The 15465-nt window shown below is 45.4% G+C and carries 15 protein-coding genes; 12 read left to right on the top strand and 3 right to left on the bottom strand.

Annotated elements, in window-relative coordinates; all coding sequences use genetic code 11:
* Positions 1–164 precede the first annotated feature (164 nt).
* From gshA to hpf, 8 genes are all read left to right on the top strand, one after another.
* Positions 165–1748: a glutamate--cysteine ligase gene (gene gshA / locus DN599_RS04725; RefSeq protein ID WP_110456465.1), complete on the top strand. Its 1584-nt coding sequence runs from the start codon at positions 165–167 to the stop codon at positions 1746–1748.
* Entirely contained in the window at positions 1748–2173 is a 426-nt protein-coding gene (locus DN599_RS04720) for a hypothetical protein (protein ID WP_110456464.1), read from the top strand. The genes gshA and DN599_RS04720 overlap by 1 nt, the downstream gene beginning before the upstream one ends.
* 113 nt (positions 2174–2286) lie before the next feature.
* Positions 2287–2904 carry a transglycosylase SLT domain-containing protein gene (locus tag DN599_RS04715; RefSeq protein ID WP_110456794.1) on the top strand — a complete coding sequence of 206 codons (618 nt, stop codon included), beginning with the start codon at positions 2287–2289 and terminating at the stop codon, positions 2902–2904.
* Positions 2905–3184: 280 nt separating this feature from the next.
* Complete coding sequence (purE, locus tag DN599_RS04710) at positions 3185–3694, top strand: 5-(carboxyamino)imidazole ribonucleotide mutase (protein WP_110456463.1); 510 nt, start codon at positions 3185–3187, stop codon at positions 3692–3694.
* 318 nt (positions 3695–4012) lie between these two features.
* Positions 4013–4600 carry a sigma-70 family RNA polymerase sigma factor gene (locus DN599_RS04705; RefSeq protein WP_110456793.1) on the top strand — a complete coding sequence of 196 codons (588 nt, stop codon included), beginning with the start codon at positions 4013–4015 and terminating at the stop codon, positions 4598–4600.
* Positions 4587–5474, top strand: coding sequence for a hypothetical protein (locus DN599_RS04700; RefSeq protein WP_110456462.1), 888 nt, complete (start codon positions 4587–4589; stop codon positions 5472–5474). Before DN599_RS04705 ends, DN599_RS04700 begins: the two co-directional genes overlap by 14 nt.
* 177 nt (positions 5475–5651) lie before the next feature.
* Entirely contained in the window at positions 5652–8948 is a 3297-nt protein-coding gene (locus DN599_RS04695; RefSeq protein WP_110456461.1) for a S41 family peptidase, read from the top strand.
* Between the two features lie 475 nt (positions 8949–9423).
* Complete coding sequence (hpf, locus tag DN599_RS04690) at positions 9424–9780, top strand: ribosome hibernation-promoting factor, HPF/YfiA family (RefSeq protein ID WP_110456460.1); 357 nt, start codon at positions 9424–9426, stop codon at positions 9778–9780.
* 534 nt (positions 9781–10314) lie between these two features.
* Here the strand turns inward: hpf and DN599_RS04685 are convergent.
* Positions 10315–11103: an alpha/beta fold hydrolase gene (locus DN599_RS04685; protein WP_110456459.1), complete on the bottom strand. Its 789-nt coding sequence runs from the start codon at positions 11101–11103 to the stop codon at positions 10315–10317.
* Between the two features lie 352 nt (positions 11104–11455).
* Here DN599_RS04685 and DN599_RS04680 point away from each other — a divergent pair, with 352 nt between their 5' ends.
* From DN599_RS04680 to DN599_RS19055, 4 genes are all read left to right on the top strand, one after another.
* Complete coding sequence (locus DN599_RS04680) at positions 11456–11671, top strand: TIGR02450 family Trp-rich protein (RefSeq protein ID WP_110456792.1); 216 nt, start codon at positions 11456–11458, stop codon at positions 11669–11671.
* Between the two features lie 214 nt (positions 11672–11885).
* Entirely contained in the window at positions 11886–12308 is a 423-nt protein-coding gene (gene ohr, locus DN599_RS04675; protein ID WP_110456458.1) for an organic hydroperoxide reductase Ohr, read from the top strand.
* A gap of 31 nt (positions 12309–12339) precedes the next feature.
* Positions 12340–12744 carry a DoxX family protein gene (locus DN599_RS04670; RefSeq protein WP_373317378.1) on the top strand — a complete coding sequence of 135 codons (405 nt, stop codon included), beginning with the start codon at positions 12340–12342 and terminating at the stop codon, positions 12742–12744.
* Between the two features lie 240 nt (positions 12745–12984).
* Positions 12985–13119 carry a hypothetical protein gene (locus tag DN599_RS19055; RefSeq protein ID WP_275425999.1) on the top strand — a complete coding sequence of 45 codons (135 nt, stop codon included), beginning with the start codon at positions 12985–12987 and terminating at the stop codon, positions 13117–13119.
* 306 nt (positions 13120–13425) lie between these two features.
* On the opposite strand, the gene DN599_RS04665 is transcribed toward DN599_RS19055, so the two are convergent.
* Both DN599_RS04665 and DN599_RS04660 read right to left on the bottom strand, forming a co-directional pair.
* The gene (locus tag DN599_RS04665; RefSeq protein WP_162599148.1) at positions 13426–15192 is read right to left on the bottom strand and encodes a GGDEF domain-containing protein; all 1767 of its coding nucleotides are present in this window, start codon (positions 15190–15192) and stop codon (positions 13426–13428) included.
* Position 15193: 1 nt separating this feature from the next.
* The gene (locus DN599_RS04660; RefSeq protein ID WP_110456456.1) at positions 15194–15415 is read right to left on the bottom strand and encodes a hypothetical protein; all 222 of its coding nucleotides are present in this window, start codon (positions 15413–15415) and stop codon (positions 15194–15196) included.
* Between the last annotated feature and the right edge of the window lie 50 nt (positions 15416–15465).

Here is a 15465-nt window from a genome sequence, read left to right as displayed (position 1 = left end):
CCCAATATTAACGATGCGGTGATGCTTGATTTAGCTCACCGCTTTATTTTTTTGACTTGCCACTAAGCTCGTTCGGGTACTGTTTTTTGGCGAGTGAAATTTATCACGCGTTTTGTAGGTCTAGCCTGCAAATGATCATGTTGAAGCAATAAGAGACACAGATATTGAACTCTTTCACTGAAGTTATTGGCCTGCTTAACGATGAGCAGGGACGAGATGCGCTAACAGGTATGGTACGTGGTATTGAGCGAGAAGCACTGCGCATTGAGCCTTCGGGAGATCTAGCAACGGACAAACATCCAGAGAGCTTAGGTGCCGCGCTAACTAACTCTCGTATCACCACAGATTACAGTGAGTCATTGTTAGAATTTATTACTCCAGTGCATCAAAATATCGACGACCTACTGACCGACTTAACGCAGACACATGCCTTTACTGTACGCAATATAGGCCAACAACAGTTGTGGCCCGTGAGTATGCCTTGTTATGTGGGTGATGTTGCCGATATTCCCATTGCCGATTATGGCAGTTCAAACGTGGGGCAACTCAAGCGTTTATATCGTAAAGGGTTAACCTATCGATATGGCGCTCTGATGCAAATTATTTCTGGGGTACACTTTAACTTTTCGGTGTCGCAAGCCTTGTGGGACCGTCTCTATGAGGCGTCAGATAAACAGCTTAGCCGCGATGAGTTTATTTCAGAGTCCTATTTTGGCCTGATCCGTAATTACCGCCGTCAAGTGTGGGTGTTGCCTTATCTGTTTGGTGCATCCCCGGCCTTATGTAGCTCTTTTATTAAAGATCAACCCACGGCTCATCCGTTTAAACAGTTGGGTAAAGGCACCTTGTATTTACCGTATGCGACATCACTGCGCATGAGCGATTTGGGCTATACCAATAAAGAACAAGAGCGGTTAAATATAAGCTATAACTCACTGGCTGAATATTTAACCGGTATTCAAGCAGCGATTAAGATGCCCTCGGCGAAATTTGAAGAAATAGGGGTTAAGGTTGATGGTGAATATCGCCAGCTTAATGCCAATGTGCTGCAAATTGAAAACGAGTTTTACTCACCCATACGGGCTAAACGAGTGACTCAAGAGGGTGAAAAACCGTCAGAAGCCTTAGCGCGCGCTGGCGTTGAGTATATCGAAGTCAGAGCTCTTGATGTTAATCCGTTCTCATCTGTGGGGATTGATGCACAGCAGATCCGTTTCTTAGATCTGTTCTTATTGCATTGTTTACTCAGCCCTTCGCCAAAATCGACGCCAGCAGAAGAGGCGGAGATCAGCCAAAATCTAAATGCAGTGATCCTTGAAGGGCGTAAACCAGGCTTAATGTTAAGCCGTCATGGCCAGCCGATTGCGATGCAAAGCTGGTTACACCAATTGTTTGATGAGTTAAGCAGTGTAGCCAAATTACTTGATGGGGGTGAGCAAGGCGATTATCACACCACATTAGCCCATTGGCTTGCGGCTGTTGATGATCCATCAAAAACCTTGTCTGGCCAAATTTTAACTGAGTTGTTATCGACGCAGCGAGATCACAGTTATTGGGTGAAAGATTTGGCGCAAACCTATTATCAAGAGTTGATGGACTACCCATTGGCTGCAGATGTTGAGCAAGCTTATCGACAAGCGGCGAGCGACTCGCTGCAGGCTCAAGCGCAATTAGAGGCGCAATCTACTGTGAGTTTCGATCAGTATGTAAGCGACTATTTTGCCGAGCCTAAGTTAGAGGCTGTCTGATGAGAAAAAGCGCACTATTATTTCCCCTAGTACTGCTATTATCTGCCTGTGCCTCTGGGCCAGATAATAGTGCGCAGTGTGGCACGGTTTCCGGTTACCTAGTGCCAGATAGAGAAGATGAGCTCTACCGGGTTGTGGTGACTCACCTTAATGGCCAGGCTGTTATTTCAAAACCCAATTATCAGCTAGCACCGGGCGTTAATGAGTTCACTGTGGCGGAGCTTATCGATTCGCCGCAGTTAAAAGTGAAGTTGGCTGCAAGAGGAACTAAGACATTGACCATAGATGTTAAACCGAATCGTCGTTATCATTTAGGGGCGCGTTTTAATCAAGATAAAGTCTATCGTGGCTTAGACAGCGACTATTGGCAGCCGATAGTATGGTCAGAAGATGCCCACCAATGTGCATTTTTACCCGCGGGTTAAGGTCGGCATATTCACTTGTTCTTATCCCAACTTCAGCTTATTTACATTGATTCAATTTAACAACAATGTGAAACTATAGCGCTGATTAAATGATAGTTTTGGTATTCCCCATGATGAAGTTTCTTGCCCCTTTGCTCAGCGGCCTGCTGGTGTTATTGCTTAGTGGATGCGTCACCTCTCCCCCAAGAGATCCCGAAAATTTGTGTGCGATTTATCAAGAGCATCGAGATTGGTATAAAGCGGCAGTTAACACCCGTGAAAAGTGGGGCGTACCCGTGCATGTACCATTGGCAATGATGTACCAAGAAAGTTCGTTTAAACACAATGCTGCGCCGCCAATGGAGTACTTTTTAGGCTTTATTCCTATCGGCCGAGCCAGTGATGCTTACGGCTACGCCCAGGCTAAAACCATGACTTGGGACGACTATGTCAGAGAAACAGGCAATAGTTGGTCTAGTCGTAGTGATTTTGATGATGCGATGGATTTTATGGGGTGGTTTATCTACAAAACCCATAAAATTAATGGCGTGTCTAAATGGGATGCGCGTAATCAATACCTCAATTACCATGAGGGGTGGGGCGGCTATAAGCGTAAAACCTATCGGCACAAAGCCTGGTTAGTCAAGGTGGCCGATAAGGTTGATGGCCGGGCTAAACGTTATGCAGCCCAATATCGTAGCTGCCAAGAAGATCTTGACTCCTCCTGGTTGTGGCGCCTGTTCTTTGGTTAGCCTAATAATATGAAATCAGCTATTAGCCTCGAGAATATCGGGGCTTTTTCTTATCTATCAAACCGCGAGTACAGTGGGATGTTTTAATATAGGAGCCACATATCATTGGTTTGCAATCAAAAGTCATGTTGAAAGTGGTGCAATTCATCCCTTTGTTAATCATGCATCGAGTTAAACAATATTTGGCTAATTTATCGTTATGCTGCCCCTGTTATCAGAGGGTAAAAATGACTATAATGCGCCCAAAATAATAGCTCTACCCTACAAAAAAGGATAAAACATGACTAAGCCATTTGTTGCCGTATTAATGGGGTCTGATTCAGATTTGCCCACCATGCAAGCCACCTTAGATGTCCTCAAGACTTTCGGTATTCGCTTTGAAGCTAAAGTAACCTCTGCGCATCGCACGCCAGCAGCGACTCACGCTTATGTGACCGACGCCGAAGCCCGTGGTTGTAAAGTCTTTATCTGTGCCGCCGGCCTTGCTGCCCATCTTGCCGGCGCTGTCGCTGGTATCACCACTCGCCCTGTGATTGGCGTCCCCGTCGACTGCGGCCCGCTTCAAGGCCATGACGCCCTATTATCAACCGTGATGATGCCTGGTGGCGTGCCTGTTGCAACTGTTGCGATTGGCAGCGCAGGCGCGAAAAACGCCGGTTATTTAGCGGCGCAAATGTTGGCCGTGGGTGATGACGAGTTAGCGCAGGCAGTAAAACAAGAACGTGCTAAGTCGGCAGAAGCTGTGCAAGCCAAAGATGCCAAGCTACAGGAAAAATTAGCGGCTCTATAATTACGTTTGTCGCTATCAAGGTGCCGTGTGCCTATTACCCTGATGGCAAATATGAGTGACTAACTTATCGATTAATGCCGCCAAGGTTAACCTTGGCGGTATTTTTTATACTGTTTATCCATTAGTTTTGTATGATTTATTGCAACACTTTTATGATTCGTTAACCCTTTTGGTGTCCAGCGACGTGAATATCAATAGGCGCTTGTATCTGAGTCTCTGAATCTAGACAAAAAGCTGCACGCAGTGCAGACTTTAAAACAATATTTAGCCAGATAAACGATTAGGGAGCAGATATTGGACAAGGTGTCTGAAGCTGTCATGGCCGCAGAAGTGGACCACAGGTTGATGCAAGAGTTTGCTAATGGGGATCCGCGTGCCTTTGAACTACTCTATCAAAAATATAAAGGCGGGTTATATCGGTATTTTATAAGGCAAATCGGTGACAAACAGCTGGCTGAAGATCTGTATCAAGAAACATGGGCACGGGTGATTAAAGCCGCTGCGGGTTATGAGCGCCGCGCCAAATTTACCACTTGGCTGTATCGTATTGCCCATAATTTGTTAATTGATCATGTGCGGGCGCTCAAACCTGTTGAGCTTTTTAGTGATGCGGCTATTGAGGAGGAAGCGATAAACGATGGGCAGCCTTGTATGCAGTACGCTCCCGAGCAACTGACAGCGCAGGGGCAAAAAGCCACTATCTTAAAAGAGTGTATTGCATTGCTGCCTCACGTTCAAAAAGAGGCGTTTTTGCTCAATATGGAGATGGGGTTCACCGCTGTGGTGATTGCCGAGGTCGCGGGCGCAGGACTAGAGGCGATAAAAAGTCGGCTGCGCTATGCGACTCAGTCGCTAAAACAGTGCGTCGAAGGTAAATGGCAGGAACAACACAATGACACAAAATAGCCAAGATGACAGCGTAGATAAGGCGTTGCAACTGCTGTACCGCTCACAGGCAACCGAGCAACCTAGCGAGGCGTTAGACAGCCACATTTTAGCCATGGCGCAAGCATCCAAAATTCATGCGCCTAAGCAGGTGAGTTTCTGGCGCCAATATCGCTGGCCGCTCTCCTCGGCGGCGTCTGTGCTTTTAGTCGTGAGTATATTGCTGCTTAACCCGAACAGCCAAGACCCCTTGTTGATGGAGCCATCGTTTATTGCGCCACAAGCGCTAGAGAGCCAAGCCGCGCGCGCGCCTCGGGTGATGAGCGCGCCAATGGCTGCCCCTGAAAATGGTGAGCCTGAAATTGTAGGATCTACAGCTGCTGATTCAAATGTTGGCGAGTCAACAGCGAGTGATGCTAGTGCCAACTTGGTAGAGGCCAGTAAAATGACTGCCACGAGTCAGGTTAGCACTGAGCCTGCTTCTACTGTGAATGACTCAAACGAAACTACCCAACGCCATAAAGCTCTGGTGAGCACTGAAGGTGCGCCGATATTGCAAGGCAAGAGTGTTAGTTCTTCCCCTACGATTCTCGATAGCAAGGCTGACGCTAGCAACGTAAAGGATAGCGAGCCTAGCGCCGTAGCAGCCAGTGCTGCGGAGACACGAGAGGCCCAACCGCCTGCCACATTAAAGGTGCAAGCCAAAGCCGTGATATCCGATAAACAAACGCTTAATCACTTACAACAGCTTGTGAGCACCGAGCAATGGTCTGAAGCGATGGTATTGTTGCAGCGCATTAACCAGCAACGCCCACAATTAGCCGATAAGACGCACCCGTTACATCAAAAGTGGCGCCACTTAAGCCAACAAATCGACGCTCATAGCCAACCTTAGGCTGAATGCTGGTGGGTTATCGACAGGCATAATGTCCACAGCCCGCAGGGGCTGTGGTTAACTTAATTGGACACATTTGCTAATAATTATTTGCTGATAAATTACTGCCTGGCTCGGTAAAGTTTGTTACCTTGTTACCCTAATAAAAACGAGATAAAACAAATAAATGAGCCGAATATGAAATTAAGTCATCTCTTTGCCTCTTGCGTGCTTGCATTAGGCACCTTACACACGACCCCGCTTATCGCTGCCTCCGATGCAGCCTCGAACTTGGTTAATCAGGGCTACTATCGCGCCCCAGCCTTAAAAGATAATACCTTGGTATTTACCGCCGAAGGCGATTTGTGGACTCAGCACTTAAACGATCCTCAAGCTCGCCGGCTTACCAGCTTGCCAGCAGAAGAACTGGGCGCCGCTATCTCTAAAGATGGCCAATGGGTTGCTTATGTTGCCAATTATGATGGCGCCAGTGAGGTGTACATTATTCCTATTCAGGGCGGTGTAGCCAAGCGGGTTAGTTTTGAGAATAGCCGAGTGCGAGTGCAGGGCTGGACCGCCGATGGCCAGGTGCTTTACGCCACCGACAATGCGTTTGGTCCGGCTAATTACTGGGTCCTTAAAAGTGTCGATCCTGTCAGCTTAACCACTAAAGATTTGCCGTTAGCCGATGCGATTGAAGGGGTTATCGATGATACTGGAGCTACGCTGTATTTCACCCGTTTTGGTCTGCAAACCACAGGCGATAATGCCAAGGTGTATCGTGGCGGCGCCAAAGGTGAGCTGTGGCGCTATACCTTAGGTAGCCAAGATGAAGCAGTAAAGCTAACAGGGACTCATAAAGGCTCGGTGCGTCAACCCATGTTGTGGCAAGATCGGCTGTATTTTGTTAGTGATGCCAGTGGTAACGATAATATCTGGTCGATGGCCCTAAACGGCGATGACGAACGTCAGCACACACAGTTTAGTGACTGGCAAGTGCGCGGTGCCCGTATGGATAATGGCCGTATTGTGTTCCAACAAGGGGCGGACATTCAATTGTATGATATTGCCACTAACCAGACGCAAACCCTCGATATACGGCTGACATCTGATTTTCCACAGCGACGTGAACATTGGGTTACGCAGCCGATGAAGTTTGCCACCGATACCCAGTTATCGCCTGCAGGCGACAAAGTGGTGGTCACTGCGCGAAGCCATGTGGCGATAGCGGGCACGGATGGTTCGCGCTTAGTCGAGTTGGCGTTACCGGGTGATCATCGCGTGCGACACGGGGTCATGAGCCCTGATGGCCGATGGGTGTACGGTATTAGCGATGCCTCTGGAGAGCAGGAGATTTGGCGCTTTGCTGCCGATGGCAGCCGACAAGCGAAGCAATTGACTACCAACGGCCATACTTTACGCATGGGGCTGCATTTATCACCCGATGGGCGCTATATCGCCCACGATGACTACGATGGCAATCTGTGGCTACTCGACATAGAAAAGGGCAGTAACAATAAGATCATCACTCAAGGCCAAGGATTGGGGCCATATCGTGATGTGGTATGGTCAAATGACAGTCGCTTTATGGCCATCACCAAAGATGAACAAGGTCAATTACGGCCGCAAATCGTGCTGTATTCATTAAAAAAAGAGAAAGCACAGGCTCTGACTAGCGATAAATATGAATCCTTCTCCCCCGCCTTTAGTGACGACGGTCAGTGGTTATACTTCATATCTAATCGTGCATTTAAAGCGACTCCTACCTCGCCGTGGGGCGACCGTAACATGGGCCCTATGTTCGATAATCGCAGCCAACTGTTTGCCGTGGCGCTAAGCGCTGATGCGCAGTTCCCCTTTAGTAAACCCACTGAGCTGACACCTCAGCCTGATGAAGAGCAAGACGATGACATAAAAACGCGTGTCGATTGGCAAGGATTGGCTCAACGTTTATGGCAAGTTCCGGTTGAATCTGGCAATTATAGTCAGCTGCAGGTGACCGATAAGGGGTTATATGTGCTGTCTCACTCGGTTACACCTGACTCGGCTCCTTCGCTAAAGTGGATTAAATTTGATCCTATTAAGCCTAAAGTTGAGACCTTTGGCGATGATGTCGCCAGCTATAGTTTATCAGCCGATGACAGTAAGCTGTTTATCCGTCGGCACAGTAACGCTGGGCAAGAGATGCTGATCCTCGATACCGCCGAGAAGCTGCCAACAGATATTAGCCGCGCTAAAGTACGTACCGATCAGTGGCAACTGGCGATTTCGCCGCCGCTAGAATGGCAGCAGATGTTTGAAGATGCGTGGCTCATGCACCGAGATTCCTTTTTTGACAAAAACATGCGCGGTCTCGATTGGCAAGCAACGAAAGTTAAATATCAACCATTGTTGGCAAGACTCACTGACCGCCATGAACTTAACGATCTCTTTAAGCAGATGATGGGCGAATTAGACTCGTTACATTCGCAAGTTTATGGTGGCGATCTCCCCGCTGACGCTAAGCAGCCCAAGGCGGCTAATTTGGGGGCACGTTTGGAGCAAACTAAGCATGGGGTTCGTATTAGCCATATTTATCAAAATGATGCCGAGTTACCTAGCCATGCTTCGCCTTTAGGCCGTATAGAGGTTGACGCCGCAGTTGGTGATATCATCAGCGCCATTAATGGTAAATCCGTTAACACGGTAGCCGATGTCGCCAAGGCTTTACGTAATCAGGTCAATAAGCAGGTTTTACTGACGTTAAAGCGTAATAAAAACAGCATTAAAACCGTGGTTGAGCCCATTGATAATCGGACCAATGCCAAATTACGCTATTTAGATTGGGTGAATCATAATAGCCAGAAGGTGAGTGATAACAGCCAAGGTGATATCGGCTACTTGCATCTCTACGCCATGGGCGCCGGTGATATCGCCAGTTTTGCACGTGAATTTTACGCCAACATCGACAAACAGGGATTAATTATCGATGTGCGTCGTAATCGTGGCGGTAACATCGACAGCTGGATCATCGAAAAACTGCTGCGCCGTGCTTGGATGTTCTGGCAGCCCACCCAAGGCACTCCCAATAGCAATATGCAACAAGCTTTCCGTGGCCACATTGTGGTATTGACTGATCAACTGACCTATTCAGATGGGGAGACCTTCTCTGCGGGAGTTAAGGCGTTAGGCATTGCACCATTGATTGGTAAACAAACCGCCGGCGCAGGTGTATGGTTGTCGGGTCGCAACGCGCTTACCGATAAAGGTATGGCGCGTGTTGCTGAGTATCCACAGTATGCCATGGATGGTCGCTGGATTGTGGAAGGCCGAGGTATTAGTCCAGATATTGAGGTCGATAATTTACCGCTCGCGACATTCAATGGCCATGATGCCCAGCTTGAAAAAGCCATTAGCTATTTAAAAGCGCAATTAGTGGAGCAAGTCGTTTCTCCTTTAAAAGCACAGCCAATGCCGACTAGTGGTTTTGCTGATGATGTGAGTTTGCTGCAATAGCTGAGCTCGCGTTAGCGCGTTGATAAATCAGATCAGCGTGATGATGTTTTAGGGGGGGATTCGCCAAGCTGTTCCCAGGTGGATAGCCCCCATTTTTATGGGCTGCATAAAGTTGCGATAGTGATAGCTTGATGCTGAAACTTTAGCCTAACAGGTTCAAAATTCAATGAAGGCAACTAGGTTTGGAGCCTGATGTGTATAACGTGAATATAGTTGAGCGCAAAGGGGCAGATTAATTTTTGTTTAGTTTTATCCGTTTATGAGTGATATAGCTGCTTTATTATCAATATCTAAGCAAACAGGCTTGCTTTTAAACGGTAACGGCGTTACATATGAAGCAGGGCAATGAATGGAGATCTACTGGTTGTTGACCCATGATTAATTGAGGTCAAATTGAAAAAAAACGCATCAGCGACTTGTTTTTCAGCTAGCTGCCCCAAGTTCATTATTGAAGTCATTTTTAAAAGGAAAACCTATGAAAATAAATCTTTCAGGTCACCACGTTGATATTACCGATTCGATCAAAGAACATGTGAATCAAAAGTTTTCCAAAATCGCGACACATTTTCCGACGTTAATTTCACTCGATGTCATTATTTCCAAAGAACATGGCGAGTATCAAGCCGAACTTAGAACAAATTATGAAGGTAGCCGAATCTCAGCTTCAGGTAGTGGTGAAGTGATGTATCCGGCTATAGCGACTGCGGCCAAGAAACTTGATGCAGCGCTCAAGCATAGAAAAGGGCAACTCAAGGCCGATCTGCATGAAAAGCCTGTCAGCACCACGCCAGAAATTGCCCATGAAATCATCCAAGAGATGAAACTGGTATAAGCTTTATTGATAACAAAAACCACCTTAATCGGTGGTTTTTTGTTGCTAGGCCACGCTAAATAATATTAGCTAGATTCATTAACCGATCAGCTTTCTCCATGCTAGAGAACAAAGCCAAACCACTATGTTTTCTGCACAACATCGATTCCCATCACGTCACAATTTAGCTATCACATCGTCAAAACGCTAAGATCGTGGTCTATGTTAGTGGTTCACGGCAAACTCTATTGCACCAGTTTGGTAATGGCTTAGGCACAGAGACTTATCAAATAAAATATTCTCAGGTTTGATGATATCGTTGAGCCAATATCTATCGCTGGGCACATTTATTTTAGCTTGAAATAGAGTCAAAAGCATATGTTGGAGAGACTGAATAAAATGGGTCAATTAGCTAATATAACGGGGGAGAAAACGTCTTTTTAAAGCCCTATAGCTAGAGAGTGGGTATATTAAGTTGTAGTGACCTGGTTCTAAGTGGCTAATAAGTAAGGATAAATGTGCTCAATGCTTGGGCTTGCACTGAGCACGAGAGTGTTATTTGGCTAACCACTCAATAATAGCTTGGTTAAATTTTTCAGGGGCTTCAGTCATGATCCAATGGCGCGTATCGAAGTCGATAACTTGGTTACCTTCTCTGGCAGCCATTTTTTTCGCCCAAGGTTCAGAATGGAACATGCCTGGCTTGTTTTTGCCGTATAAAAACAGCAGTGGGCATTTAATCTCTAAGGGTAAATGGCCTAAAGGTTTACCTGTTAAGGTGCGGCTCCACTTCCAGTAATAGGAGTAGGTCATCGAAGCGCTGATCAGTTGTTGATCGCCAGGAGCATGCAGCCATGTGGCCATTTTGCGCGTCATGGTATCACCCAAGCCACCACCGATTTTCCAAGCGGTCGCTAACCACATCTGGTAAGCAAACATAAAGGCTTTCACCTTAGTGCTTAATTGGTGCTCCGCAGAGCCAGCATCGCCAATGTCTACGCCAATGATCTTTTCTACTTTTTCTTGATGGCGCATATAAAACTGGTAACCAAAAAAGCATCCCCAATCATGGAGCATGAGCACCACTTTTTGATTGGGACTGACGGCTGTGATAACCGCATCAATAAGGTTAACAATCTGCTCTAACGTATATAAGGTGCGTGATTGGCTGTTTTCATAGCCAGGTAGACTGAATCTGACACAGCGATAGTTCGATTGCAGCACTTTTACTTGGGGATCCCAGAGCCTATAGGTGTCAGGCCAACCGTGAAGCATGACGATGGTCTGTTCGCCCTGGCCTTGGACATGCACTTGGGTTCCGTTTACATCAATTATTTCAACCATTGTGACTCCAGCTATATCGTGAAATGATTAGAGTATATGCTCTATTTTTTACAATAGGACTAATGAAATAGACTGTCTAGTAAATGTTAATGCGTGAGATCAAAGTTTTTGAGTTTTTGTTGTTCAATAGTAAGGTGCGTATTGGTAAGTAGTAGGTTACGCAGTGGTATAAGTTGCAACTAAAACGCTTGTTAAGGTCTACTTCATAACGTCTAAATTCGCGGTAAGCACCATAGTGGTGATAGGCGATATTGTCGGCCCTAAACTCTTTGCTGTAACCATTAAACAGCAAAAGATCCTAATGATCAGCATACCTATTGAACTAAACGTCGCACCCATGCGTATACTCAGCATGAATAACGTTAATCCTAAAAAATTACTGCATAGTAAATGGACCAAAGTGGTCCCCATTAACCGTGAAAAGCACTTTACCATTGTGGAAGTCGAGTTAGATGAACAGCGCAATATTACCCTGTGTATTATCGAGGCGGTGATAAGTCACAAGCAATACTCCATAAATTGGCGTGAATTAAAAGACAAAGCGGTGTGGCGACTCGGTTGGTGTTGACTAGGCGTGCCTGTTAACCGCTTTTTTCGATAAGAATAATCTCTATTTTGGCACAATAGTTGTGCGCAATTAGTTTGCGTGCATTTTATTTTGCTGTTATAAATAAGCTAATCAGTTGCGCACAACCTAGTTGTCGTAGATGTTGAAGCGGCAGTTATTTGGCCGTGAGCCAATGGGCTGTGCATTGATAATAATTTTATTCAAGGAGAACATGATGAAAACCTTATATCAAACCAGTGCCACAGCGAGTGCAGGACGCAATGGCCATGTCGCCACCGATGATGGAAATCTAGCTCTCATGCTTAGTTATCCAAAAGAGATGGGCGGCAGCGGCGAAGCCACAAATCCAGAGCAACTGTTTGCCGCAGGTTATAGTGCCTGTTTCTCAAATGCGATTTTACACGTTGCCCGCGAAGCTAAAATCGATTTAACTGCAGCGCCAGTGACGGCCAATGTTGGGATTGGTGCGCGTGTAGAAGGTGGATTTGCCTTAAGTGTAGCGTTGAGCGTGATGCTGGATTTACCACAAGCACAAGCGGTTAAATTAGTCGCCACGGCTCATCAAGTATGCCCATACTCGAATGCGGTACGTAACAATATCGACGTGAGTTTGCATGTTAATGGTCAGCAGTTGTAATAAGTTGGTTAACACTGATTAATGGAGAATCATGTTGAATAATATGGCCCCAATATTTGTCACCATCGGCAGGGTGTTACTGGCACTTTATTTCTTGTTACCTGGGATGATGAAATTCATCAGCTGGGATATGCATGTGGCGCTGATGCAAAAGCACAATATGGTGATGATACCTGTGTTATTAGCCGCTGCGGGTGTGTTCCAAATTACTGCGGCATTAGCGTTAATCTTAAATCGTTACACCGGATTGGCTTCACTGTTATTGGCTGGTTTGGTTATCGTGATTAACTTTAGTTTGCATGACTTTTGGAATTTCAACGGGGTAGAAGGCGCGCACGAGATGCAAAACTTCGTTAAAAACCTTGGGATCTTGGCAGGCTTGTTGGTGTTAGCGGGGACAAATCAAACTGCCGACTCACAAAGAGTAAACGCTTAAGCTTGCGAATATGGTGCGCGATAAAATTGTCAAAGCTTATCTGCCATTGCGTTTGAATTGACATGATGAAGCCTGAATAAGGTTAATTGTGTCAATTCTTTTTTATGTTACTTAGTTTGGCGATTTTTCTGGCCACTCTTGACTATGTCTATCCTGCTGTTGTTTTGCTGTACTTATCCGCTAAGTACGCTAGGGCGCACTCTGAGTTAGCGTTATGGGCAGCGACGACTACCGTATTGGTTGCAACATGTTGCCATTAGCTTAACCGTGTTGGTCGGTGGTTACTGGCTGGTGGATGCGGTAACACTGGGAGTGACTCGTTTGCCGCTTATCGCCATGCGCCATTTTGCAGTAGTATTAGCCGTTTTACCTTAATAAATTAGTGCCTTAGTTATTTAAGTCGCTTGTACTTAACGGCGAATGTACAGGCATCACTGGACAAGCCTGTGTTGGCTTGGCGCTGAGCACGTCAATGGCCACTGTCTTTTGGGTAACCCACTATGCTGTTTATTTGCATTAATGGGCTAGTATGGTTGTTTTTAGGGCTGCGTCTAAGTGGTATGCTAGCAGCGGTTCAAGCTGCCTGTTGCCATTAATGGTGGGGCTGTTAAACAAAAATGAACAGAGGAAGCGTTAGATGATTAATATCAGGTGCAAAAGGTTAGGGGGCTAGTTAAGTACTTAAGCTATCGCTGCGATCATAGACATTGTTTCTTGGTATTCGACCACACAATTACGACCCTGCAACTTAGCTTGATACATGGCGATATCAGCTCGTTTCATCATGGGGTCAAGGCTTAAGTCAGTGTCGATATTCGTTGTCACACCAAAGCTGGCGGTTATCACTAAATCACTATAATGTGGTTTAGTATTAATGGCTTCTATTGCCGCACGGCATTGCTCTGCCATATTTAATGCAACATCAGCATCTGCATCAGGAAGAAATAGCGCAAACTCTTCTCCGCCCATACGCACAAACAGATCGCGGCTCTTTAACAATGGACGGACAACTTGAGCCACATGCTTTAAGGCCCAGTCTCCGGTCCCATGACCAAGAGTGTCATTGATGGCTTTAAAATTATCGAGGTCAAACATCACCACGCTAAACTTTCCCTGACGGGCTATCACATCGATAAATAAGTTTTCCGCGAGATCTTGTCCGGTTCCTCGATTAAATATACCGGTTAGCTGGTCGAGTTCTGAGACACGTTTGTATTTTCGTTTTTGTAAAAACATGGTAGCGCCGAAAATAATAAAAAACACCGAACACCCTAATGCAACTAAGAGTGCCATACTTTCTTTATAGCGTTGTAGCTCCATCACTTTTTGCTGTGCTGTATACAAGGCTCTATCTTGATTTAGCATTTTGATTTCACGTGTTTTTTCTACATTATCAAATTTGGCTAATTGATAGGCGTAAGCCTTAGCTTTAGTTTCATTATGTAAATTTTCACTGATCTCTTGATAGCGATTCAAATAGTTATAGGCTGATTCAAATTGGCCTTGTTGTTGCGATAAGGCCGCCAGTACTTTGTAAGCATCTTTTTGGTATTGAAGGTTAATTCCATGGCTGGGTGCTGCGATAACAAGATCAGCATAATATTGAGCTTGCTGTGGCTTACCTAGGCGGTTATAAGCCATAGCCAATAGTGAATGTATATGGTTAATCTCAATCTGATATTGAAATGGTTCATAGGCCTGTAATGCTTTTTCTAAAAAAATGATGCTAGATTCTACGTTTCCTCGTTTGAGTTCGACATCGCCAATCCCTTTAAGTGACATAGCTTCAATCATCATAAAATTATTATCATGGCAGTAATTCATACTGTCATTAAATTGTTGATAGGCACTATTTAACTGATCTTTTTTCAGTTTGGCGACCGCAATATACAGTAGCCCATAACAATGATTTCTAGGATTTTGACGATTATTAAGGCGCAAGGCCTGATTAGCGTAGGTTTCTATTTCCTCCCAGGCCTCCATTTCAAGAAATAATGCCGCAAGCCGTATATAAGAGCTGGCTTTTAACTGCACATCATCTAAGGACTCTATGCGGCTTAAATTCCTCTCCATGACATCGAGAGCTTGTGAAAAAGCATTTAAGCCGATTAATGCTGTTGCTTTGTACAAATATATCGACGTCAGCGTGCTATTGGTGGGCGACAACACTTCGGCTTGATTTAAGATCTCCAGCGCACTGTTATAGTCAGACTGATAGATATGGTAGACGCTATTAAGTACCCAAAAACGGATCTTTTGTTGCTGTGAATAGTCGTCTAGTTGAGGTTTTAATTGTTGCTGTAGGGCTTCAAAATCGGCTGGTTTAGAAGCTACAGCCGCTTCGAGCGCATCCAATGATGCATCTATATTTTGCACCACGTCCGCAACCACGATCTTTGGTAAGATCGTGGTTAATAAGGCTAAGAAAATTAAGGTATAGCGTTTCAATTTAATTATTATCTTTAGGCGCATATACGACTTGGTAAATGACACTCTTTTTACTCGGCCCTACCAGCTGGTCGATGCGTGCTTTATCGCCAGACATAATGGCTTCAATTGCTTCGTCACTTAAACCATTCGCTTTCATCACTCCTTTAGGATCGCGCTTATATGCGTCTAATAATGCAGCATCTGAGCCTAATTGTTCAAAAAACTCATTTATTGTTGCCATCTTTTTTACTCTCCATTTTATGTTGAATTTAATATTTGTCGTTTGTTGCA

It is taken from the genome of Shewanella algidipiscicola (genome assembly GCF_900380485.1).
Classification (GTDB): domain Bacteria; phylum Pseudomonadota; class Gammaproteobacteria; order Enterobacterales; family Shewanellaceae; genus Shewanella; species Shewanella algidipiscicola.
The sequence above is the reverse complement of the archived record's forward strand: the minus strand, read 5'-3'. Positions and strand labels throughout refer to the sequence as shown.